Origin of the sequence: Aureicoccus marinus, assembly GCF_002954325.1 — a bacterium.
GTDB lineage: Bacteria > Bacteroidota > Bacteroidia > Flavobacteriales > Flavobacteriaceae > Aureicoccus > Aureicoccus marinus.
The window spans coordinates 873,734-897,295 of the sequence record NZ_MQVX01000001.1 but is presented as its reverse complement, the minus strand read 5'-3'; the positions used below and the strand labels follow the sequence as shown (position 1 = coordinate 897,295).

22 protein-coding genes and 3 pseudogenes are annotated in these 23,562 nt (G+C 44.9%); 21 read left to right on the top strand and 4 right to left on the bottom strand.

The annotated features are described in order from the left end of the window. The 6 genes and pseudogenes from hisH to BST99_RS04200 all read left to right on the top strand — a co-directional run bounded on the left by hisH (position 1) and on the right by BST99_RS04200 (position 5,379). Complete coding sequence (gene hisH, locus BST99_RS04225; RefSeq protein WP_105000691.1) at positions 1-591, top strand: imidazole glycerol phosphate synthase subunit HisH; 591 nt, start codon at positions 1-3, stop codon at positions 589-591. Next, positions 588-1,303, top strand: a pseudogene (hisA, locus tag BST99_RS04220) (1-(5-phosphoribosyl)-5-[(5-phosphoribosylamino)methylideneamino]imidazole-4-carboxamide isomerase). Before hisH ends, hisA begins: the two are co-directional and overlap by 4 nt. Positions 1,304-1,307: 4 nt before the next feature. Next, positions 1,308-2,084: an imidazole glycerol phosphate synthase subunit HisF gene (hisF, locus tag BST99_RS04215; protein WP_105000690.1), complete on the top strand. Its 777-nt coding sequence runs from the start codon at positions 1,308-1,310 to the stop codon at positions 2,082-2,084. Next, a pseudogene (gene hisIE / locus BST99_RS04210) lies at positions 2,081-2,682 on the top strand (bifunctional phosphoribosyl-AMP cyclohydrolase/phosphoribosyl-ATP diphosphatase HisIE). The gene hisF and the pseudogene hisIE overlap by 4 nt, the downstream one beginning before the upstream one ends. Before the next feature lie 76 nt (positions 2,683-2,758). Next, complete coding sequence (locus tag BST99_RS04205; RefSeq protein ID WP_105000689.1) at positions 2,759-3,916, top strand: vWA domain-containing protein; 1,158 nt, start codon at positions 2,759-2,761, stop codon at positions 3,914-3,916. Continuing rightward, on the top strand, positions 3,916-5,379 hold the full coding sequence (locus BST99_RS04200; protein ID WP_105000688.1) for a sigma 54-interacting transcriptional regulator: 1,464 nt from the start codon (positions 3,916-3,918) through the stop codon (positions 5,377-5,379). The genes BST99_RS04205 and BST99_RS04200 overlap by 1 nt, the downstream gene beginning before the upstream one ends. Here the strand turns inward: BST99_RS04200 and BST99_RS04195 are convergent. Beyond that, the gene (locus BST99_RS04195) at positions 5,376-5,849 is read right to left on the bottom strand and encodes a hypothetical protein (RefSeq protein ID WP_105000687.1); all 474 of its coding nucleotides are present in this window, start codon (positions 5,847-5,849) and stop codon (positions 5,376-5,378) included. The two genes, BST99_RS04200 and BST99_RS04195, sit on opposite strands and share 4 nt — an antisense overlap. A 111-nt stretch (positions 5,850-5,960) precedes the next feature. Beyond that, the gene (locus BST99_RS04190; RefSeq protein ID WP_105000686.1) at positions 5,961-7,199 is read right to left on the bottom strand and encodes a DUF418 domain-containing protein; all 1,239 of its coding nucleotides are present in this window, start codon (positions 7,197-7,199) and stop codon (positions 5,961-5,963) included. A gap of 54 nt (positions 7,200-7,253) precedes the next feature. Between BST99_RS04190 and BST99_RS04185 the strand changes: the two genes are divergently transcribed. The 4 genes from BST99_RS04185 to BST99_RS04175 are packed head-to-tail and all read left to right on the top strand — an operon-like array spanning position 7,254 to position 9,603. Next, complete coding sequence (locus tag BST99_RS04185) at positions 7,254-8,132, top strand: alpha/beta hydrolase (RefSeq protein ID WP_105000685.1); 879 nt, start codon at positions 7,254-7,256, stop codon at positions 8,130-8,132. Positions 8,133-8,179: 47 nt separating this feature from the next. Continuing rightward, entirely contained in the window at positions 8,180-8,407 is a 228-nt protein-coding gene (locus tag BST99_RS14580) for a hypothetical protein (protein WP_245916173.1), read from the top strand. Continuing rightward, positions 8,317-8,922, top strand: coding sequence for an alpha/beta hydrolase (locus tag BST99_RS04180; RefSeq protein ID WP_317046185.1), 606 nt, complete (start codon positions 8,317-8,319; stop codon positions 8,920-8,922). Before BST99_RS14580 ends, BST99_RS04180 begins: the two co-directional genes overlap by 91 nt. A gap of 9 nt (positions 8,923-8,931) precedes the next feature. After that, on the top strand, positions 8,932-9,603 hold the full coding sequence (locus BST99_RS04175) for a DUF2461 domain-containing protein (protein WP_105000684.1): 672 nt from the start codon (positions 8,932-8,934) through the stop codon (positions 9,601-9,603). Here the strand turns inward: BST99_RS04175 and BST99_RS04170 are convergent. After that, positions 9,598-10,008: a glyoxalase gene (locus tag BST99_RS04170; protein WP_105000683.1), complete on the bottom strand. Its 411-nt coding sequence runs from the start codon at positions 10,006-10,008 to the stop codon at positions 9,598-9,600. The genes BST99_RS04175 and BST99_RS04170 overlap by 6 nt on opposite strands. 144 nt (positions 10,009-10,152) lie before the next feature. Here BST99_RS04170 and BST99_RS04165 point away from each other — a divergent pair, with 144 nt between their 5' ends. From BST99_RS04165 to BST99_RS04135, 7 genes are all read left to right on the top strand, one after another. Next, positions 10,153-10,563: an acyl-CoA thioesterase gene (locus BST99_RS04165; protein WP_105000682.1), complete on the top strand. Its 411-nt coding sequence runs from the start codon at positions 10,153-10,155 to the stop codon at positions 10,561-10,563. Positions 10,564-10,871: 308 nt separating this feature from the next. Beyond that, positions 10,872-11,669 carry a sensor histidine kinase gene (locus BST99_RS04160; protein WP_105000681.1) on the top strand — a complete coding sequence of 266 codons (798 nt, stop codon included), beginning with the start codon at positions 10,872-10,874 and terminating at the stop codon, positions 11,667-11,669. Next, positions 11,663-12,559, top strand: a complete 897-nt coding sequence (locus tag BST99_RS04155; protein WP_105000680.1) for a response regulator — start codon at positions 11,663-11,665, stop codon at positions 12,557-12,559. The genes BST99_RS04160 and BST99_RS04155 overlap by 7 nt, the downstream gene beginning before the upstream one ends. A 10-nt stretch (positions 12,560-12,569) precedes the next feature. Next, positions 12,570-12,956 (top strand): response regulator transcription factor, encoded by a 387-nt coding sequence (locus tag BST99_RS04150; protein ID WP_245916172.1) that lies wholly within the window; start codon positions 12,570-12,572, stop codon positions 12,954-12,956. A gap of 9 nt (positions 12,957-12,965) precedes the next feature. Next, positions 12,966-14,861, top strand: a complete 1,896-nt coding sequence (locus BST99_RS04145) for a HEAT repeat domain-containing protein (RefSeq protein ID WP_146106194.1) — start codon at positions 12,966-12,968, stop codon at positions 14,859-14,861. Further along, the gene (locus tag BST99_RS04140) at positions 14,851-16,278 is read left to right on the top strand and encodes a glycosyltransferase family 2 protein (RefSeq protein WP_105000678.1); all 1,428 of its coding nucleotides are present in this window, start codon (positions 14,851-14,853) and stop codon (positions 16,276-16,278) included. The genes BST99_RS04145 and BST99_RS04140 overlap by 11 nt, the downstream gene beginning before the upstream one ends. 1 nt (position 16,279) lies before the next feature. After that, positions 16,280-17,404, top strand: coding sequence for a YaiO family outer membrane beta-barrel protein (locus tag BST99_RS04135; RefSeq protein ID WP_105000677.1), 1,125 nt, complete (start codon positions 16,280-16,282; stop codon positions 17,402-17,404). 424 nt (positions 17,405-17,828) lie between these two features. Here the strand turns inward: BST99_RS04135 and BST99_RS04130 are convergent. After that, positions 17,829-18,694 (bottom strand): annotated as a pseudogene (locus tag BST99_RS04130) (sigma-70 family RNA polymerase sigma factor). A gap of 238 nt (positions 18,695-18,932) precedes the next feature. Between BST99_RS04130 and BST99_RS04125 the strand changes: the two are divergent. The 4 genes from BST99_RS04125 to BST99_RS04110 all read left to right on the top strand — a co-directional run bounded on the left by BST99_RS04125 (position 18,933) and on the right by BST99_RS04110 (position 23,560). Then, the gene (locus tag BST99_RS04125; RefSeq protein ID WP_105000676.1) at positions 18,933-20,444 is read left to right on the top strand and encodes a DEAD/DEAH box helicase; all 1,512 of its coding nucleotides are present in this window, start codon (positions 18,933-18,935) and stop codon (positions 20,442-20,444) included. A 7-nt stretch (positions 20,445-20,451) separates the two neighbouring features. After that, positions 20,452-21,684: a glycosyltransferase gene (locus BST99_RS04120; protein WP_105000675.1), complete on the top strand. Its 1,233-nt coding sequence runs from the start codon at positions 20,452-20,454 to the stop codon at positions 21,682-21,684. Between the two features lie 37 nt (positions 21,685-21,721). Further along, positions 21,722-22,555: a 1,4-dihydroxy-2-naphthoyl-CoA synthase gene (locus BST99_RS04115; RefSeq protein WP_105000674.1), complete on the top strand. Its 834-nt coding sequence runs from the start codon at positions 21,722-21,724 to the stop codon at positions 22,553-22,555. Positions 22,556-22,840: 285 nt separating this feature from the next. Beyond that, positions 22,841-23,560: an N-acetylmuramoyl-L-alanine amidase gene (locus tag BST99_RS04110; protein WP_105002427.1), complete on the top strand. Its 720-nt coding sequence runs from the start codon at positions 22,841-22,843 to the stop codon at positions 23,558-23,560. Positions 23,561-23,562: the final 2 nt, after the last annotated feature.

Genomic DNA, 23,562 nt, shown 5'->3' with positions numbered 1-23,562 from the left:
ATGAATCTAGTTATCATCGATTACGGAGCAGGCAACATCCAAAGCCTACAGTTCGCATTGAAGCGACTAGGGGTTGAAGGGATGCTTAGTCGAGATCCAAAACAAATACAAGCCGCCGATCGGGTTATTTTTCCTGGAGTGGGGCAGGCGCAAGCGGCCTGGCAAAAGCTAAATGAATCCGGTCTTCAGGAACTCATTCCTGAATTAAAGCAACCCGTTTTAGGCATTTGTCTTGGGATGCAGCTCATGTGTCAACACACGGAAGAAGGTGATACCCCCGGCCTTGGAATATTCCCGCTTGAAGTCAAGCGCTTTTCTTCCGAACTCAAGGTGCCACAAATTGGTTGGAACAAAGTTGAGCAACTGAAATCTCCCTTGTTCGATGGGTTGGACGAGGACTATGTTTACCTGGTTCACAGCTACTACGCAGCCTTGAGCGAGTACACCGCAGCGACCACCACTTACGGGATTCTTTACAGTGCCTCTTTGGAGAAAGACAATTTTTACGGCTGTCAATTTCACCCGGAAAAGAGCGGTCCTTACGGGCAAAGAATTTTGAAAAACTTTATTGAACAAAGTACAGCAGAATGAGAGTTATTCCGGCAATTGATATAATCGGTGGCCAATGTGTACGCCTTACCCAAGGGGACTACAGCCAAAAAAACACCTACCGCGAAAACCCTTTAGAGGTCGCCCTTGAATTTCAGGAGGCGGGCCTAACACACTTGCATCTGGTGGATCTGGATGGAGCCAAAAAAGGCAGGTAGTCAATTACGCGGTTTTAGAAAGCATCACGAAAAACACAGACCTGAAGGTTGACTTTGGGGGTGGAATAAAAACCGAAGAAGAGGTAAAAAAGTGCTTTGATTTGGGTGCTAACCAGCTGGTATTAGGCAGTCTGGCCGTAAAAAATCCAGAATTGGTCAGCCGATGGATTCGAGACTATGGCCTAGAGAGATGGGTTATTGGCGCCGATACCAACCAAAGAAAAATTGCGGTGGCGGGCTGGCAAAAACTCAGTGAATTGAGTTTGGAAGACTTTTTAAAATCCTACCAGACATTCGGAACACCTTACATTTTGTGTACTGATATTCAGAAAGACGGGATGATGGCAGGGCCTTCATTTGAGCTGTATCGCGAACTGTTAGAGCAATTTTCAATTCACCTTATTGCTAGTGGCGGAGTAAGACACAAAGAAGATTTGATGGCTTTGAAAAAAATGGGGTGCGAATCCGCCATTGTCGGCAAGGCCTTTTACGAAAACAAAATTACTCCTGCAGAAATGGCTGCACTCAACCAGTAGACCTATGTTGACAAAGAGAATTATCCCTTGCCTGGATATCAAAGACGGTCGTACCGTTAAGGGTGTAAACTTTCTGGAATTACGCGATGCGGGAGACCCGGTGGAACTCGCTGCTCTCTACTCCGAACAAGGAGCTGATGAATTGGTTTTTTTGGATATTACCGCAACGGAAGAAAAGCGGAAGACCTTAGCCGATCTGGTCTATCGGGTAGGAGAACGGATCGATATTCCTTTTACGGTGGGAGGAGGTATTTCTTCTGTGGAAGATGTAGACATTTTACTCCAAAAAGGAGCCGATAAGATATCCATTAACTCTTCCGCCTTTAAACGGCCCGAACTCATAGACGAATTAGCCTCTAAGTTTGGCTCTCAATGTGTGGTCGTCGCCATTGATGCTCGTCAAACAGACGCGGGTTGGAAGGTGCATTTAGTAGGAGGAAAACAAGCTACAGAACGCGATCTTTTTGGCTGGGCTAAAGAAGCCAGTGAAAGAGGAGCAGGCGAAATCCTGTTTACCTCTATGGACCACGATGGAACCAAGGCCGGTTTTGCCTTGGAAGCCTTAGCCCAAATGAACGAGCTCTTACCCATCCCTGTCATTGCCTCCGGTGGTGCCGGCTCTGCAGAACACTTTGTCGATGCCTTTCAGCAAGGCAAAGCTGATGCGGCCTTAGCAGCCAGCATATTTCACTACAAAGAAGTATCTCTGGCGGAAGTAAAAAATGCCCTTTTTCAAAACAATATTCCAGTGCGTCAAGCCTATAAAACAGAAAATTCATGAGCCTTAACGTAGACTTTCAGAAATTCCCAGATGCCTTAGTACCGGCCATTGTTCAAGACCAAGAGACCCGCCAGGTATTGATGCTGGGGTATATGAACCAAGATGCCCTGGACAAGACCTTAGCCAGCCAGAAAGTGACTTTTTTCAGTCGATCTAAAAACGCCTGTGGACCAAAGGAGAGGAGAGTGGAAACTTTCTGGAACTCGCAGAGATCAAGGTCGATTGCGACTCCGATGCCCTATTGGTCAAAGCCAATCCAGTGGGCCCGACCTGCCACAAAGGAACGGATACCTGCTGGGGAGAAGACAACCAAGGTCATTTCGGGTTCATCAGTCACCTGGAAGACACCATTGAGCAAAGAAGAACCAGTAGCGGAGACGAAAGTTATGTGAAGCGTCTTTTCGGCAAAGGCTTAAACAAGATCGCTCAGAAAGTAGGGGAAGAGGCGGTCGAAGTGGTCATTGAAGCCAAAGACGACAATACAGAACTGTTCTTGAATGAGTCCGCTGATTTGTTGTTTCATTACCTCATGCTGTTACAGGCAAAGGGCCACCGATTACAAGACGTTGTGGAGGTACTTCAAGGAAGGGCCAAGTAGTCTGAACCCCCGGAGCGTTAAGACTTCATTAAAATGAGGTCAGTCGAATGAAAATGCCGTAATTTTAATATTCGCTATGAAAAAATTCTCCGGCTTTCGCTTTACCCCCTACGAGGACCCGCATCTCAGCCCCTTTGAGAAGCTTTTCGATATCTTTCAAGAATTGATTACACACACTTCTGGAGATGTCGAGGAAGCCCTAGACTGGTTGGAACAGCTGGACAAGGAATACCAACTCACCGACGAGAATTATACCCTCGAAGACTTTATTGAAGACTTGAAGGCCAAAGGCTATCTCCGAGAAGAAATCGATCCCGAGGACGGGGGAGGTGGAGACGGAGAAGAAGGAGACGAAGGACCGGGAAGAGGCCAGCTGGAAATGTCCGCTAAACTGGAACGCATCCTTCGAAGACGTGCTCTGGATCAGATCTTTGGAAAGATTAAAAAAAGTGGTCGGGGCAGCCACAAAAGTAAACATAGCGGGAAAGGAGACGAACATACCGGAGATTATAGGGAGTATCGTTTTGGCGATAGCTTAGAGCAAATTTCGATGACTGAAAGCATCAAGAACGCCCAAATCAAAAGAGGCTATGATGATTTCGTACTCCGGGAAGACGATTTGGTCATAGAAGACACAGAACACAAATCCCAGATGAGTACCGTCTTGATGATTGACATCAGCCATTCCATGATCCTGTACGGAGAAGACCGGATCACTCCAGCCAAAAAGGTAGCCATGGCCCTGGCAGAATTGATCACCACCCGCTATCCCAAAGACACTTTGGATATCTTGGTATTCGGAAACGATGCCTGGCCAATTCCTATTCAAGAATTACCCTACCTCAAGGTGGGGCCTTATCATACCAATACCGTTGCTGGTTTGCAATTGGCTATGGACTTGCTTCGTCGCAAACGCAATACCAACAAACAAATCTTTATGATCACTGACGGGAAGCCGAGTTGCATTCGCTTACCCAACGGGGAATACTATAAAAACAGTGTCGGTTTGGATGAGCACATTGTCGAGCGTTGCTATTCCATGGCGCGGGCAGCACGAAAACTTCACATCCCCATCACCACCTTCATGATTGCTCAAGATCCTTATCTGATGCAATTTGTAAGAGCTTTTACCGAGGCCAATCGGGGCAAGGCTTTTTATACAGGCCTGAAGGGACTGGGAGAGATGATATTCGAAGACTATGAACAAAACAGAAAAAAAAGAATTAAAGGCTAATGAGCACTCCAACAATAAGTACACTCGGCCAGCTCAAAGCGCAGGGGTACCAGTCAAAGAAAATTAAAGATGAATTGCGGGATAACCTTCTGCAGAGAATGAAGGATGGAGAAGAAGTTTTTGTAGGCATTTGGGGCTATGAAGACAGCGTTATTCCAGAATTGGAAAGAGCAATTTTATCGCGTCACAACATCAACTTATTAGGGCTTAGAGGGCAGGCAAAAACCCGACTGGCACGACAGATGACGGGCTTACTAGACGAATGGATTCCTTTTGTAGCGGGCTCAGAGATTCACGATGACCCTTTAGCCCCCTTATCTCGCTTTGCTCGTGAGCTCATGGAAGAAAAAGGGGACGATACTCCCATATCCTGGTTACACCGCGATGAGCGTTTTTACGAAAAGCTCGCTACGCCGGATGTAACTGTTGCTGACCTTATTGGAGATGTCGACCCAATTAAAGCCGCTTCCTTAAAGCTTTCTTACGCTGATGACCGGGTCATCCATTACGGCATGATACCCCGAGCGAATCGGTGCTTGTTTGTGATTAATGAGCTTCCCGATTTACAGGCGCGTATTCAGGTTTCTCTTTTCAACATCCTTCAGGAAGGCGATATACAGATCAGAGGCTTTAAAGTAAGACTGCCACTTGATGTACAATTTATATTTACCGCAAACCCTGAAGATTATACGAACCGGGGAAGCATCGTAACCCCTCTAAAAGACCGTATAGGCTCCCAGATTCTAACCCATTATCCTGAAAACAGGGAGATCGCAAGAAAAATAACCGCTCAGGAAGCCGCCGCTGACCCACGGCAAAATGAAGGCATTTATGTGCCCGATATTGCGAGAGATCTGCTGGAACAAATCAGTTTTGAAGCCCGCGATAGTGAGTATGTCGATGCCAAGAGTGGGGTGAGTGCCCGTTTGAGTATCACCGCTTTTGAGAACTTATTGAGTACGGCAGAACACAGGGCTTTGAAATCAGGCGACAGCAAAACAAGTATACGGGTAAGTGATTTTCAAGGGGTGATTCCGGCGATTACGGGTAAGGTAGAATTGGTCTACGAAGGCGAGCAGGAAGGAGCCGGAAGTGTAGCAGAAATGCTGATCGAAGAAGCGATAAAATCCATCTTTCCGGAGTATTTTCCGAAGATTGAAAAGATCGAGAAGAAAGGAGAACCAACGGCCTATGATGAATTACTTCACTGGTTCTTTGAACAACAGGGCTTCGAATTACTGGATCAATTCAGCGATGCCGAATACAGGGAAACACTGGATGGTATACCTCCTTTGAATCAATTACTCAAGGAGCACCAACCTGATCTGTCAGAAGATGACCGTTATTTTGTAAAAGAAATGGTTTTGTGGGGCCTAGTCGCACACAAAAAGCTCAGTAAACAGAAAATCAAACAAGGTATTCAGATCAACGACTTGTATTCAGGCTACTTGAGAGACCTCTAATCGGCCTGATCTAAAGGAACTTCCCCTTCTTGTCCAAGGCTGAATTCTTCCCAGGCTTCAAAGCTTTCTTCCCATTGATCCCGTCGATAGGGCCCAATATGTCGTTTACGTACATTGAAGGTGTACAGGCTAAAGAGGTAAAGCAGAGCGAAAGAACTTAAAATGGCTATCCCCATGGGGTAAAAACTTTCTGGCAGGATATAATGTTGTTGCAACTCGGCATACTGGCTCCAATCACGATAGACGGTCCACACCTGCCACAAACCACCAGCTAAGGCGAAATACACCAAGAATTCCAGGTTGCGCATCGCAGGATCGGTATTTTCTTCCTGCTGTATTTTTAATCCCACCACGACCAAATAAAGCCAGTAAGGAAGGGCAACCAACAAGGTGAGGTAGTTTTCTTTTTTGAGGACATAGAACTCATCCGTGAACAGACTATAAAAATCACTGATCACTATGAGTCCCATTAATGTTGCATTAAAAAATAGGAGAAGGTAAATAGACCACTTTGCACGCATAAGTAACATTCTTATAATTTGGGACATCCAAGAACGCAAAAAAGTCATTCGAAGCCCAGTTTACTCGTTAAATCGCAGAGGATAACGTTTAAAATGAGTCAAACTTCGCCAGAGCCACTCAATCGGTCCATAGCGGAAGTATTTGAGCCAAAGGGCACTCAACCACATTTGAAAGACGATGAGGGCTATCGCGAGCAAAAAACTATAGCGTGTCGGTAAGGTTCCTACAAAACCAAGGCCCCAGCCGTAATAGACCATAGAGCCCAAAGCCGATTGAAGGAGGTAGTTGGTGAGCGCCATTTTACCGTAAGGAACAAAAACGGAAAGCCTCCTTTCTCCTTTAGGTGTAGCGAATGCAAGTACAAAGAGACTGATATAGAGGAGTGTCATACCCAAATTGGCCAGGTCCCAAGCCGTCAAGCCCAACATCAGAACCCAACTGTTGAAGCCATTGAAATCCCCAACGGAATCAAAAATGAAACCCGCTGCAACACTATTTATAATCATAAGAGTAAGACCAATAATCCATCCTCTTTTAAAGCGTGGCTTCTGAAAGATGTAGTCCCTAAACCAACCGGTGCGACCCGCCCATAGGCCCAACAGGAAGAAAGCGAAGGTGAGGTACCCGCGCGAAATAACTCCCCACTGAAATTCAAATTTAAAGAGGATTCCTTCCCAAGCATTGGCCACAAATACCGTCATCGGGTCTCCTGTCTGCAAAATTTTGAAGTATTCCGCAATCGCGGGGCTGTCCGGCATAAGAATATAGTCCAGAATTAAGGGTGCACCTCCGTTAAAGTAGAAAACCAGGTACCTAGGTACTCCTAAAAAGATCAACAGGATAAAGGCCCAGACCCACCGAGAACTCGCCTTGTGAAAAGGGATAAGCGGGATGGCTAAAAGTGCATAAATCAAGAGAATGTCCCCTCGATAAAGACAGCTGTGTAAAAAACCTATTCCAAGCAGGATCAATATTCTCCGAAGAAAAGTAAGGCCGTAGTAATCTCCTTTTTGGGAGCCCTTATCCATCTGAATAAAAAAAGAGAAACCGAATAAAAAAGAGAATAAAGCAAAAAACTTACCTCGCAACAGAAAATCGCAAAGACCACTGAGAATTTCATCGATCAGACCTGGATTGATCATTTCGGCATTTTCGACTGGAATAGGCGAAGCCATATAATGCTCAAACATATGGGTAAAGACAATTCCCGCTAGAGCAAAGCCTCTCAGGGCATCAATCAGTATGATTCGGTCACTTTTTTTAACCGAAAGTTCAGGTGGATTCGTCGAAGTCTCCATAGGAAAGTTTTTGAGGTAAATTGAAAATACTAAATTTAAGCTCAGCCAATTAGAATGGAAGACTGGATGCTAGCAGCGCTTATTGGAATAGGGGTGTATATACTCTTCTCTTTGATCATCTATTATTTTCAGGACTTCTTTCTTTTTCGTCCCGAAAAACTGCCTGCAGATTTCGTCTTCAACTACAAGGATCTCGACTTTGAAGAGTACAACCTAAAAACCGCAGAAGGGGCCATGATCAATGGACTTCGCTTCCGGGTAGAAAACCCCAAAGGCATCGTTTTTTACCTCAAGGGTAATTCTAAAAGCATTAAGGGATGGGGTAAGTATGCGCGTGATTTTGTGGCTTTGGGCTACGAAGTGCTCATGGTGGATTATCGCGGCTTTGGAAAGAGTACAGGAAGACGTACCCAGAAGACCATTTTACAGGATCTCGATGTCATTTACCAGCAGATGCAAAAACACGTGAATCAAAAGCACATCATCTTGTACGGTCGTTCATTGGGTTCGGGTTTCGCCGCCCAATTGGCATCGAAGTTCAAACCCAAAATGTTAATTTTGGAAGCCCCCTACTACAGCATGCGCAGTACAGCACGTCAATTTGTACCGCTTTTACCGGTCACCCTTTTGATCAAATTTCCTATTCCTACTTACCAATGGTTAAAAGAAGTCGAGTGCCCCATTCACATCATACATGGGACCAATGATCAGTTGATTCCCTTCTCCACGAGCCTACAATTGGCTAAAGTGAACGCAAAACGTACGACTTTACATACCATCTTAGGGGGAGGACACAAAAATCTCAATACTTTTGCAGCATATCATCATATTTTAAATTTGATATTAACCGAATCCTTTACAATACCCGTTCAAAGTTCAGAGGACTCCAGCAAAGAATCCCCAAGTGCTGGCAAAGAGTCATCAGTCTTATAAGCGGTGTTCTGGTGCTTTTCAGTATGCTGTACTTTCTTCAAGAAAAAATGATTTTTCTGCCTCGTCCATTGGCGGCAGACCATGAATACTCCTTTTCGGAAAGATTTGAAGAATTTGATTTAAAGGCACCAGATGGTGGCCTGCTCAATGCTCTGTATTTTCCGGTAGAAAACGCCAAAGGCTTATCCTGTACTATCATGGTAATGCTGGAAATCTGGACCGTTGGGGTAAAATTGTCAGTTACTTTCCACCTCAAGGATACGCCGTCATTGTGATGGATTATCGCGGCTATGGGAAAAGCCAGGGTAAACGCAATGAGCAGACCCTTCGGCAGGACGCTCTACTCTTTTATCAGCACGCGCGTGATTTGGGATTTAAAGAAGAAGAGATAATCGTTTATGGGCGTTCTTTAGGGGCCTCTATTGCGACCTACGTTGCCTCACAAAAGCAACCCTCTCAATTGGTATTGGAAACTCCCTTCTACAACCTGACGGACGTCGCCCAACACCGTTTTCCTTTTTTACCAGTACAAAAACTACTGAAGTACCGTTTCCCTTCTGATCAATTCATCAAATCCGTCGATTGCCCTGTCACCATATTCCATGGAACGGAAGATCAGGTGGTGCCTATTGATTCTGGTAAAAAACTCTACGATGCCATCGGTGATAATCCGGCCCGCTTTTATACCATAGAAGGAGGGAAGCACAACAACCTTATTGAATTTGACAGTTTCCGTGAAGGCCTTGCTGAAACACTTGAAGGAAAAGGAATCAGTCAATACCTCTATTAATTTTTTTGTATGTCGACTTTACAGCCCTCCAGCTTTGAGTTTTTGAAGGACTTGGCACAGAACAACAACAAAGCCTGGTTCGAAGGGCAAAAGAGTGTGTTTAAAGAGCACCAGGATAACTTCAAGGCTCTTGTACAAGAAGTGAAAGTAGGCATGGAACACAAGGATCAGATCGAAAAATCGAAGGTGTTTCGCATTTACCGAGATGTTCGATTTTCCAAAGACAAAACCCCCTATAAAAGTCATTTAGCTGCTTCTTTTACCCGAATGGGAGCCGAGAGAAGAGGAGGCTATTACCTACACCTTAAGCCAGGAGAATCTTTTATTGCGGTCGGTTTTTGGGCCCCCAATAAAGAAGACATTTTCAGAATCCGCAAGGAATTCGAAATGGACATCACCGAGTTAGAAGAAATCCTAAGCGATACCCGCTTAAAAAAGGCCTGGGGATCTCTTCAGGGGGAACAGCTTAAAACGGCTCCCAAGGGATTTGATCGGGATCACCCGAATATCGAATACCTACGGTACAAGCAATTTATTTTTACCAGAAAATTCACGGATAAAGAAGTATTTTCGCCCAATTTTGGAGATAAGGTAGTCGATTCATACGAAGCCATACGCCCGTTTTTTGACTATATGAGCGATGTGCTGACCACCAACCTGAATGGTGAATCCCTCCTATGAGACTATAGTTTCTTCAGAGAACAACTGCATTTGATCTTTAAGTCGTTCCATCAGCATATTCATCATCCGCTTATTCAAAGCAGAGGAATTTAGAATATAGCGTTGGTACTCTTCTAGGGAGAACATTCCGATAACCATCCCTTTTAAAGAGTTCCGGAATTTGATGTCTTTTTGAATGGCATTCTCTATATAAGTGGACTTCCGATCAAAAGACAAATCCAGAAAAACATTCTTGTGCTTGAGGATGTAATTCTTAAAAACCAAAACGAATAAGTCGTTTTGCATCTTTAAGATCGGCCGAATAGTTTCGTTTTGAAAACGTTCCTCGTCACTCATTAAATCATTGATTTGAGCGCTTTTAATATCGGGACGAATTCGAATCAAATCAGATGAACGGCTATTCATAACTGTGGAGTTTATTTAAAATTAAGCCGAAAGCCTGCCCATGCAGTTCACATGAGCTAATTTTGTCAACGAAATAATAAACAATGGCGAGGGGTCTCCCTTGATCCAAACCTTTATCTAATACGTACATTTTAAAAAGCGATTATGAGATTCCATACCAGAAAGTGGGTAAAGCCCGAAGACCTCAGTGCCAATGGAACCCTTTTTGGAGGAAAAGTGCTTAGTTGGATTGACGAGGAGGCCATTCTTTACAGCATCATTCAACTCGAAAATAAGCGAGTGGTTACCAAGTACATTTCTGAGATCAATTTTATGTCTTCCGCATTGGAAGGTGATATCATTGAAATCGGAATTGAGGTGGTTCAATTCGGCACCACCTCCTTAACTTTAAATTGCGAAGTTCGGAACAAAATGAACCACGAAACCATCGTCATGGTGGATCATATCATCGTGGTGAACCTAGACGAAAAGGGGCAACCCAAGCCTCACGGAAAGTCCAAGGTCGAATACGTAAAAGATCGTTTAAAGAAGGAACAGGAAGAAAAGAAAGCCTAGTCCATTCTAATTAGATCATCTATTTCTGATTACTAAGGGGAATAGCTTAAAGCAATACTTTAAATCAAGCTAAGCCAGTATTCTATTAAAAAGTCCTGTCGTTCAAAGCATTACGAATCTGAAAGACTTGCAGAGCTTTAAAAGCACAAATTGCTCTTTCACCTACAATTAGATGCGATTGACAACAGCGTGCCTTGGCCTTGGAACAAAAACTTGGCTGAACAAGGTCAATTAAGGAGATTTAACTCTTGTAGAATCAAGAAGTTGGGGATTTTAAGAGAATTCCTACAAAATGTTAAATCCTAATTATGGCCGACAACTCCAAGGCGCTTTTGGAACAATTGCAAGACCTCGAGAAAGGACTCTCTCATTTCTCCTTTCAATCCCTTACAGCGGAAGAGGCGAAACAATTGAAAACAGAATTTCATTCCTTTGGGCACCAACTCAAAGACCACCTTTGGGGAGAACAACCAGAAAAACAAGTCCCTTCAGCCAACCCTCCAGAACTCAAGCAATCCTGGAAGTTGCTGGCAGAGGTCGGGCACGAGATTCGTACGCCACTGGCGGGAATAGTTAGTATGACTGATCTACTGCGGGATTCCTCCTTGACCAAAGAACAGCAAGAATGGACCATAGGAATTCACAAGGCTGCGCAGAGTTTATTAAACCTGAGTGGAGAAATTCTTGAACTCAGTGCCATCGGTTCTCAGAAGTCCCCAAAAAATAAGATAGAATTTAATTTACCCGCCTTGATTAACGACCAGGTCTTTTTATGCAAAACCCTGTTGATGCAAAAAGACGTCCAACTTCAATGTAGTATAGATCCGGGTGTGCCGACCTATTTATGGGGAGATTCCTCCAGTCTATCACAAATCCTTCTCAACATCTTGGGCAATGCCGTTAAATACGTCGAACAAGGCCGTATCCATTTTGATGTACGCGTGGCCGAAAATAAAGACGAGCTCTGTTATTTGGAATTTCGGATTGCCGATACAGGGATTGGGATTGCAGACGAAGAGCTGGAACGCATTTTTGATGCCTACGCCAGAGGCCTACACGAAAAAGAGGGCAAAGGACTAGGGCTAGCCATCGTAAAAGATTGGTAGAACAATTGGGGGGATGCCTCGTTGTAGAGAGTAAAATAGGAGAGGGGTCCACCTTTTCAGTTATACTGCCTTACGCCAAGAAGGCCTCCGTTGCGGTTGAATTGACTCCTCCAGCAGTGAAGGAAGAGAAGCCTGGGGTCACTTCATTCAAAGGCAAGAATATCCTGCTGATTGAAGACGATTTTTTACAACAGCGCTGGCTTCAACACCGGCTAAAGGAGACCGGGGCTATAACGCAAACCACCTATACGGCGCAACAAGGATTGGATGCGCTATTAGATAAAAACTACGACCTCGTAATTCTGGATTGCAAACTTCCAGATTTTAGCGCCTGGGAATTTCTATCAAGATACCAGCATTACCCACAGCAAGAACAACCTCAATTTATTGTTTGTAGCGCCCAATGGACCAAAGAATCTCAAGAAAAAGCGGTACAGCATGGAATACAATTTACTCTAGAAAAGCCTTTTGCTGGAACTGAACTTCTGGAAACCATTCAAAGAGCGCTCAACAACGATCCCAAGCCACCACAAAAACGCTTGGTGGACCTCAGTGGACTGCTGCAGGAATGCCAGGGCAACTTGGATTTACTGGATGAACTTGCCGATCTCTTTAAGCAGAATATTCTTGAATTTCTAGGGCAGTGCCGAATTCACTTGCAAGCGAGCAATGCACAAGGAGTAAGCTTTGCGGCACACAAGGTCAAATCTAGCCTTTTGATGATTCAAGCGGCAGAGCTGCATGCATTATGTGATCAATTGGATGAAAGTGCAAAAGAGAACGAATCGCTGACCTATTTGGAATCCTTATACAGCCATTTCCTCGAAGCCTATCCCGCCACGGAAAGGGCTTTGGAATGGGAAATTGCACATCTTAAATCATCAAATTAACCATCTGCCTATGAAACACTTATTACTCGGAGAAGACGATCCCATGTTGGCCTCATTACTCAAGTACAAGCTAGAAAAAGCAGGGTACAGGGTCAGTACGGCAGAAGACGGCCGACAGGTAAAAAAATCTTTGGCAGACAACAGCATCGACATGATCATTACCGACATCATGATGCCCTATTTCTCTGGGATGGAACTGGTCGATTTTGTCCGCAACATTCTGCGATCGGATCTTCCCATATTGTTGATTTCGTCTGCATCGAATGAAGAAAACATCCTCAAAGCATTTTCTCTAGGCGCCGACGACTTTATTTCTAAACCGGTCAGCCCATCTGAACTCCAAGTGAGGATCGCCCGAGTTATGGGAAAAATAAGAAACCCTGACGCTATCAACTAAACAGCCCTTTTGGACTCTATCCCCCAAATACATACCAACCTTCTCTGGGACCTTGCTCTTCTTTTTGGAGTGATCAGCCTTGCGTATTTCACGTCCATCTTCGTGTTGCGCATGATCAATAGGAGGAAAGTGGCGGAGATGACGTATTTCCGAAAGGAATGGGCAGAAGCCATAAGCCATATCGTATTTCACAGCAACGAGGACCCTGTTGAAGAACAAAAGGCCTATCTACGACTTAAAGTGAAGATTCGCGCCGATTTGGCTCGTCCTTATTTCAGAAAACTTTTGAGCGAAATGCTCTTGGACCTTCACAAAGACCTGGAAGGTCATTCGGCCGATACAGTTCGTCAACTGTTTCGAGATCTGCAGTTGCATCACGATTGCTACGACAAACTCAAAAGCATGCGCTGGCCAAGGATATCGCAGGGAATCCATGAGCTGACCCAAATGCAAGTCCTTGAAGCCTACTTTCCAATTACCCGTTTTCTAAACGACCGCAGAAGCATTATCCGCAAACAATCTGAATTAGCTATTGTCGAGCTTCAAACCGAAGGAATCAACTATTTCTTAAATACAACACGTAGTGCAATCAGCCAGTGGCAGCAACTTAAGATGATTGAGCTCCTAGAGCAAAAGACAGACTATCAACCCCCAGCCTTCAAACAGTGGCTCCTCTCGAGTCATACCGACACGGTCTTGTTTGCGCTTCGACTCATTCTGCACTTTCAGCAGAATGATGGCAAAAAATCGATTATTGAACTGAGTAAACACATCGACTTCCGAGTCCGTCACGAAGCATTGCGATGTATACGCGATTTTGGATTTGAAGACGCACTGCCCCTACTTGAAAAGCTATTCAAGGGGTGTGATCTTGATCTTAAACTCGACATTCTTGACACTTTCGGACAACTAGGAAGTACTGAGGACATTGAATTTTTGGAAAATTGCGCTGCCCAGTCCAAGGATTTCCTCATTGCGTCAAAAGCCCTAGCGGCCATCAACCAAATCGAACCGGATCGGGTATTGCCTTCGGTCAACCTGGAATCCGTAAAACTCAGCTACGCCAACGAAATGCCTCAATGGGCCGATGACCGTCAGTCCTTTGAAGTTGCCGAAGTTTCCTTTTATGAAGAGGTCGAATTCCCTGTCAAAACCAGAAAACCGCTTAAGTCAAAAGAAGCCAAGCCGGAAGAACCCTTGGAGCCCAACTTCGAACTAAATCTCCTCGACGGGGATTTAGAAGACCAAGTGGAGGAGCAGTTGGGGGTTGTCCATACGGTCAAACCTTTGGAAGAGAGCTCCGCTCAAGAAGAAGACTACAAACTTTTTTACCAACGCCTTGACCTGGAGGAGCGAAGAAACTTTATCCGGAATTTTAGCTACCTCGGTAATCCACGAGAATTGGAATTGCTGGAATATATTGTCGAATTTGAAACGGACGACGAAACCCAGTTCCAGGCCTTTCAGCTCCTCAAATCTATTCAAGCCGATACGCGGGCTGCAACGGCACGTGTTGTAGAGGAAGTACACGAATCCGAACACAGTATTTTTTATCAGCTGATCGAATTCACCCCAGACAATGACCTAAAAAAGAACCTAATACAAGAGGCAGGAGCCATTGGAGATCGCAAAGAGATCGCCTTTCTTAAGCCTTTCCTAACAAACGAAGACAAACTGATTTCTAAATTGGCTTCTCGGGCCGTAGAGCGCATAGAAGCGCGGCTCTTGGAAGTATCGGAAGAAGACGAGTACGCCTGGCGCTTGCAAATACTGGCCAAATATTCCCAAGAGGCTCAAGCCATTTCTGCTCCAGAAGAGGACTTTGAAGTTTCTGGTTTTGATTTTCAGTTTGATCTGAATGATTTTGCCTTAAACAACGAAGCTTCCCCCAAGAATGGCGTTTAATCCAGAACATTTTGTGGTGCATTTCATCAATGCACTCTTTATGGTATTTACCAGTTTTCTGGTCATTGGCTTTTTGCTGATGGGGTATTTTTCTACCCGCAATTCCTTGCACTACATCCACAAGAACAGCTTTGGAAATTTAGAGAGTATCATGGCCTCGCCTTTGGCTCCATCAATTACCATCATCGCACCGGCCTACAACGAGGGAGCCACCATCGTTGAAAACATCCGATCTCTGCTTTCTCTTCACTACGTGAACTACGAAGTCATGGTCGTGAATGACGGAAGCAAAGACAACACCTTAGAAAAAGTAATCGAAGCGTATGATCTGGTCTTGGATCCGAATACCAAGCCGCTTATGGAGCGTTCCAAACCTATTCGCGGCGTTTACCGATCCACCCGGGCTTCCTTCTCAAAGTTGGTGGTCATTGATAAAGAGAATGGAGGGAAGTCCGATGCCCTTAATGCAGGCATGTACCTCTCCGATAAGGATTATGTCGGTTGTATTGATGTAGACTGCTTGCTGTTGCCTGATGCCCTTTTGCACGTGGTCAAGGCATTTTCGCAAAGAACACAAAAAGAAGTGATTGCTGTTGGAGGGGTCATTCGCGTGGCCAACTCCTGTAAAATTGACGGCGGAAAGCTTGAAGAAATTCGATTACCAGAGAACTGGCTTGCGCGCTTTCAGTTGCTGGAATACACCCGTTCATTTTTGTTAGGACGAATGGCCTGGGGTAGAATTGACAGCCTGCTTATTATCTCCGGAGCCTTTGGTTTTTTTAATCGGAAAATTGCAACAGCCGTGGGGGGCTATGATACAGATACAGTAGGGGAAGACATGGAAATTGTCTTTAAAATGCGTCGCTATATGCACGACCGTTCCGCTCCCTATACCGTGGAGTACATCCCGGACCCGCTCTGTTGGACCGAGGTTCCCGAAACCACAGAAGTCTTGCTCAAACAGAGGGACCGCTGGGCCAGAGGAAATATGGAAACCCTCAGCAAGCACAGGAAGATGCTCTTTAATCCGGCCTATGGACGCTTAGGAATGATCAGTTATCCCTATTGGCTTTTTTACGAATGGTTATCGCCTATACTGGAATTCCTCGGCTACGGGCTGATTATTCTCTGTTTCTTTTTGGGTGTGATTAATAGTTCGTTCTTTTTGGCCATTACCGCCACAGTTTACCTGTTTACGGTCATGTTTTCGATCTATGCCTTGCTATGGGATGTGTACACGTACAACCAATACACCCGCCCAAAAGACCTGCTCATACTGACCCTCTGCGCGCTCATCGAGCCTTTCTCGTTTCATCCATTGGTCGTCTGGGCAGCGATTAAAGCGAACTACAAGAAACTGTTCAAGATTCAATCCGGCTGGGGCGCCATGACCCGCCGTGGATTCAGTAAAGCCTAATATGAAAAAGATCCTCCTAATCTTATTGCTGTTTTGTGGTGGCCTCAATGCCCAGAAGGGCTTGGCGCTTGCTTCCTCTGATCAACTACTGGAAGACGCTACCCTTTGGCTAACGGAATCTTACAAGAAGGATGGGGTAGAGGAAACCCGCCAAACCCTGAACCAAATCACATCCAAAAGCCGGGGAAAGCTCCCTTATTGGATCGCGGCTGTAGAGCTAGAACTCCAAGAAGGGAATCCCCAAATCGCCTTGGGACTTCTTCATAAATCCTTGCGATTCAATCCGGATCACCAAGCGCTTTTACAGTACCGAGAAGGACTGACTGAGGCCTTACACCGGGGCAAGGCCTGGACCAGTCTTCAAGACAAGGAACTTCAAGATTTGCCTTCCCAACAAGAATTCAGAATCAATACCGCAGCGCAAAGTCGTGTATTTACAGAATACTATACTCCTCAGTTTCAAAATAGCTTGGGAGTCAGCTGTAAATATGACAAAGGCTCGGTTCTACTACGAGCGAATTACGCTTACCGTTTTGAAGAGAATGCCCTTCAAATCGAGTCCGATTGGTACCCCAAGCTTTCGGATAAGGCCTATCTGTACGTCAATTATGGCTATTCTGGCACGTCTCTTTTCCCGACTCACAGAGCGGGCTTGGAGTACTTCACCAACCTTCCCAATGCCTGGGAAGCCTCCTTGGGCGCTCGATTCCTTTCTTTTGCCGAGGGTAATGTGGGGATCTATACCGTGTCTACCGGTTACTATTACGGAAATTACTACAGTTCTCTTCGCGCCTTTTTTGTGCCAAAAGAGCAGGGCAGACCTGGTATTTCGGCCAGCATAAAAACACGGAAGTACCTCAAAACGGCCTTCCAATACCTGGACCTGGAGCTCGGTGCTGGTTACGACACAGAATTTCAACAACAATTCCTCAACGGAGCAATCGCCACCCAAACCCAACTCTACATTCAACAACAATTCCTGAGTTTAGGGTATAACCAATGGAATCAAGAAAGCAAAACAGGGTATAGAATCGATCTGAGAGCAGATCGCCTTGAATTGCCTTTTTTACCAGACAATTACACCTGGTCAGCAACCTTGGGCATCCAATATCAATGGGGTTTTTAGGGTAAAAAGCTCAAAAAAACCGACCAACTTCACTGCGCATTTGAGGGGTTTTACAACAACTTCTTCGCTCTTCACCACAAATTATTGGGTTCCCTTTTATTCTGATTTAGGTTTAATCCAGTATGATCCCAAATCAAACTAAAACTGCACCTACATGTTATACGACACTTATGGAGAGGAATACCTCCTGTTTTTACAAGAACTCAACGAAATATTAAGCAATAACGAGCTCGCACAGCTAGACAATCTCTAACCCCCAATTGCCTCAACTATGAAAAATCAAAACCTTGAAAATTCCGCCTACATGAATTTTATAAAGGACCTCAACGAAATCCTCGCGAATTACAATATCAACCAACTGAGTTATTCCTAAGATTTTCATGTCTTTAACGAAAAGAGCCCCGACGATGGGGCTCTTTTCGTTTTAGGAACCTAAGTAGGTTTTTAGGATTTTACTTTTTGAACTGTGTCTGAGTTTTCGAATCGCTTTTTCACGAATCTGTCGAACCCGCTCTCGGGTGAGGTCAAATGTAGACCCGATTTCTTCCAAAGTCATGGATGCTGTTCGCCGATTCCGTAGTACAAACGAACTACATCAGCCTCTCGAGGCGACAAGGTATCCAATGCCCGATTAATTTCAAGATTAAGAGACTCGTGCATTAAGCCTTTGTCTGGCTTAGGAGACTCCTCTGTATTCATCACGTCGTACAGGCTGGAAGTTTCCCCTTCTTTCAGAGGGGCGTCCATAGAAACATGGCGGCCAGAGTGTTTGAGGGATTGCTTGACCTCAGTAACCGTCATATCGAGCTCCTTAGCGATTTCTTCCGCTGAAGGAGGACGCTCATGCGCTTGCTCTAGATAAGAAAAGGTTTTATTGATCTTGTTGATCGATCCAATTTTGTTCAAAGGAAGACGCACGACCCGAGATTGTTCTGCCAATGCTTGTAAAATGGATTGACGAATCCACCACACCGCATAAGAAATAAACTTAAATCCTCTGGTTTCATCAAAGCGCTGAGCCGCTTTTACCAAGCCCAAGTTGCCTTCGTTGATCAAATCCGGCAACTTCAAGCCTTGATTTTGGTACTGTTTAGCCACCGATACAACAAAGCGAAGGTTGGCATTGGTTAGCTTCTCTAAGGCCTCTTGATCCCCCTGCTTAATCTTCTGTGCCAGAACAACTTCTTCCTGAGCAGTGATCAATTCGATCTTGCTAATGTCTTGTAGGTACTTGTCTAAGGATTTGGATTCACGGTTGGTTACTTGCTTGATTATTTTGAGCTGCCTCATGCTTCTATCGAGAATTTAGGGTATTTAAGGCCATAGTTACAGGTTCTAAGGCCCAATTCCAAGGGGGTTTTATGAATGTTATTAAAAAAGTTATGAGCAGGTAGACGCTTTGTCTTTCTTCGAACTTTAATTGTTAATAGGTTTTTAATAGATTTCAACGGCCTGCTTTCGTCCCGGGAACAAATTTCTTCTAGATTTGTAAGAATCGCGAATGCACAACTAACACCGTAAACAATCCTTGGAAGTACAAAAAGAACTCAACCGAAAGAAGCTTTACGACTATCAGCAAAATGACCTGCAACGGATTTTCACCTGTTTGGATGAATTGCCTAGCAACGCCAACTTGCTGTATCAGCTTCCTACTGGTGGAGGAAAAACCGTTGTGTTTTCGGAAATCACCAGACGGTACATAGAACAGAGCGGCAAGAAGGTGGTCGTTTTGACCCACCGTATAGAATTGAGTCGACAGACTTCCAAAATGCTTGATAATTTTGGGGTGTACAACAAGATCATCAATAGCGATGTAAAGGAAGTCAAGGATGAAGAAGGTTTCCAGTGCTATGTCGCGATGGTGGAGACTCTGAATAACCGACTTCAGGAAGAGAAGGTAGATATCCGTAATATCGGCCTGGTCATCATCGATGAGGCCCACTACAACTCCTTCCGAAAGCTGTTCAAATACTTTGATGAGTCGATTATCCTTGGGGTAACGGCAACCCCCTTGAGTTCCAACATCAAACTACCTATGAAGGACCACTACAAAAAACTCATTGTAGGGGAGTCCATTCAATCGCTGATCGATAAAAAATTCCTGGCAAAGGCCAATCTCTACAGCTACGACGTCAGTCTGCGGGGATTAAAACTGGGTATCCACGGGGATTACACCGTTAAATCCTCCGATGAGCTTTATGGCAATCAAAGCATGTTGGGTAAGCTCCAAAGTGCATATGACGACATTGCGAAAGGCAAAAAGACCCTGATCTTTAACAATGGTATCAACACCTCTTATATGGTGTATGAAACCTTTAAAAAGGCAGGACTCCCCATTCGTCATTTGGATAACCGCAACTCCAGCGCTGAGCGACAAGAAATACTCGAATGGTTCTCTAAAACCCCAGACGCCATCCTGACTTCTGTCAGTATTTTGACCACTGGATTTGATGAGCCCTCTGTGGAAGCTATCATTCTCAATCGTGCCACCCGTTCTTTAACGCTGTATTTTCAGATGATTGGTAGGGGATCCCGTGTGCTTCCCGGAAAAGAAGAGTTTTCCGTTATCGATTTGGGGAACAACATCGCCCGTTTTGGCCCATGGGATGCTCCTCTGGATTGGCAAGAAATTTTCCATTTCCCGGATTTCTACCTCGAAAACATCAAGAACGATGAAGAAATTGAACGGGAATTTGAATACAAAATGCCCGATGAGCTTCGTGCCAAGTTCAGCAAATCCACCAAAATCGAATTCGACATCAAAGCCGAATACAAAAAGGTATTTGCTGAGGGTCTAAAATCCAAAATCGTTTTGGAAAGAAGTATTGAGCAACATGCTCAAATCTGTGCCGAAAACAGTGAGGACGTTTTTGATGCGAGAATTCTGGCCAAGGAACTCAAAGAAGAGATCGCTTACCGTGTTCGACAGTATTCCTACTGCATCATGAACAATACCAAAAACTACAAAGAGTGGTTGGAAGAAGACTACGAGCGAAAGCTTCGTTCCCACATTTCTCGACTATTCGCCGAACGTCTTTAGGGTTTTAATGAATCGGGTACTCGTCATAGGAAAGAACTGGCCGGAACCCGAATCCACTGCGGCAGGGGTCCGTATGATGCAACTTCTGCAGTTTTTCCTTCAGCATTCCACCCAAGTTTACTTTGCTTCAACCGCTGCAAAAAACGTACACTCAGCTGACTTAAAGAGTCTTGGAATTGAAACCCGGGTGATTGAACTCAATTCTGACCTTTTTAACCAATGGGTCAAAGAGCTCCAACCCGAAGTCGTCGTCTATGACCGCTTTATGGTGGAAGAACAATTCAGCTGGAGAGTAAAGGAAGTAGCTCCCCAGGCTTTCCAGATCCTGAATACCGAAGACTTACATTCCTTAAGGGATACCCGAAGATTAGCTTTTAAACAAGAGATCCCCTTTGGTCCGGATTTGTGGAGACAGCAAACGATCACCCACAGAGAAATCGGGTGTCTGTTGCGGTCTGACCTGAACTTGCTGGTCTCTCATTTTGAACTGCAATGGCTCAAGGCAGAGCTTCCCGATTTAGCACAGAGCAGTCTTGTGCTTCCTTTTATGTATGAGGAGCTCACTGATAATGGCTGGCGGTGTGACTTTAGCGAAAGAGAACACTTCGTCTTTATAGGAAACGGCAAACACGAACCAAATAAGGATGCCGTAAACTGGCTGGCAAAAGATCTCTGGCCGGCCATACACAAAGAACTTCCCCAGGCAGAATGTCACATCTATGGGAGTTACTGGCCCAGCCATACCATTCAGTCCTTTCAAAAAGTCAAAGGTTTATCGTTTCGAGGCCACTGCTCTGACCTGAATGAATCACTTCAAAAATACCGTGTAAACCTGCTTCCCTTACGGTATGGGGCGGGAATAAAAGGCAAACTGGCCGAGGGTATGCGAGCGGGATGCCCAAGTATAAGCACTAGTCAAGGGGTAGAGGGGCTTACGGAACCTCAGGGGTTCCCGGGATTCTGCGGGGATAAAGCGGAAGAGCTTATCGCTAATGCAATAGAGCTCTACCAATCAAGAGTGATTTGGGAAGAGAAGCAAGGCCTCATTTCAAACTACTTTAACGCCAATTGGTCAGCGACGAAAGGCCATGCCGATTTAGACCAAAGACTAGGGCAAGAATTGCATGATTTAGATCAACACAGAAAAAAGCGCCTTCTCCAACAAACCCTTTGGCATCACCGCCTGAGGAGTACCGAGTACTTAAGCCGCTACATTGCCGAGAAGAACAAAAATCCGTAGGGGAACCGTTATCTTTGAATTCTAAAAAATCATTTCCATGGAATGGACTACCGTTCGCGAATTCACTGATATTACTTACAAAAAATGTGGCGGAGTGGCCCGAATAGCTTTTAATCGGCCCGAGGTGCGCAATGCTTTTAGACCTCATACCACCTCAGAACTATACGAAGCCTTTTACGATGTACAAGAGGATTCCTCCATCGGGGTAGTGCTTCTCTCTGCCGAAGGACCTTCACCAAAAGATGGGGTGTATTCTTTTTGCAGTGGAGGTGACCAAAAGGCGAGAGGACACCAAGGCTACGTAGGTCAGGACGGAAGACATCGTTTGAATATTCTGGAAGTACAGCGCCTTATTCGCTTTATGCCTAAGGTGGTCATTGCTGTGGTTCCCGGTTGGGCTGTAGGGGGAGGCCACAGTTTACATGTGGTATGCGACTTGACCCTGGCCAGTAAGGAGCACGCTATTTTTAAACAGACCGATGCAGATGTCACCAGTTTTGATGGAGGATACGGGTCAGCCTACCTCGCTAAAATGGTCGGGCAAAAGAAAGCCCGGGAAATATTTTTCCTGGGGCGTAACTACTCTGCTCAAGAGGCCTATGAGATGGGAATGGTCAATGCCGTTGTTCCTCATGCCGAACTAGAAGACACGGCTTTTCAGTGGGCCCAAGAAATTTTAGAAAAATCTCCAACAAGCATCAAGATGCTCAAATTTGCCATGAACCTGACAGACGATGGTATGGTTGGCCAACAGGTATTCGCTGGAGAAGCTACTCGATTGGCTTATATGACCGATGAAGCCAAAGAAGGGCGAGATGCCTTCTTAGAAAAAAGAAAACCAGACTTTGGGGAGAACAAGTGGATCTCGTAGGGTATAAAATCAAAAAGAGCCCTGAATTACTCCAGGGCCCTTTTACGAGAACACTATATGAAAATGAAAAAATTTAACTGTCTTGGTTAATAAGAACATTGTAAATGTAGACGCCAACTCCGCCGAGCCGAAATTATTGTTGTGAACCCAGACAAAGCTGTGGTATAAAAGCACAAGGGTGTAGAATAGCGGCGAAACAGGTGACGAATAATTCCTTTACATTTAAATGGTAAAATCTTTCTTTGGTCCGGTCGTTATCCCTAAAAGAAAGCCTTGACAGCTGCCATGAAAATCAGTAAACTTCTCTGTATCAACAACTATCGACGAGTTTTTCGTCTTTCCGGTCTTCTCCTTATCCTTTTGACTTTTTCTGCCTGTGACGGTTATCGACCCGTTCTGGAACAAAAACCGATTGTATTTGATCAAAAGCGAAAAGAGTTAACGAAAGAGTATTTGAAGACTCGGTACAACCTGCCTGCCGAGAGTGTACAAATTGAGCCGAGGATGATTGTGCTCCATTGGACGGCTATTCCCACCCTGGAAAAATCCTTTCAGGCATTTTACTCGTCTACCCTGCCCAATCACCGCAGTCTGATCAAAGGAGCAGGTCAATTGAATGTTTCGGCCCATTTTTTAGTAGATCGAGACGGTAAAATCTATCAATTACTACCAGAAACGACCATGGCCAGGCACGTGATCGGTTTGAACCACTGTGCTATTGGTATCGAAAACGTAGGAGGAGAGGAGCAGCCCCTGACCAAGGAACAGCTTAAGGCTAATGTATGGCTGGTTAAGGAATTAAAATCCAGGTATGCCATTGACTACGTTATCGGACACCACGAATACACCCTCTTCGAAGAACACCCGTTGTGGCTCGAAGTAGACAAAGGCTACCGAACCCAAAAAACAGACCCTGGGGATGACTTTATGAAGCGTGTGCGTTCGGCCACCAGTAAATTAGGGTTTAAGCCCCTGCCTGTAATTGAAAACACCAACCAAAACTAACA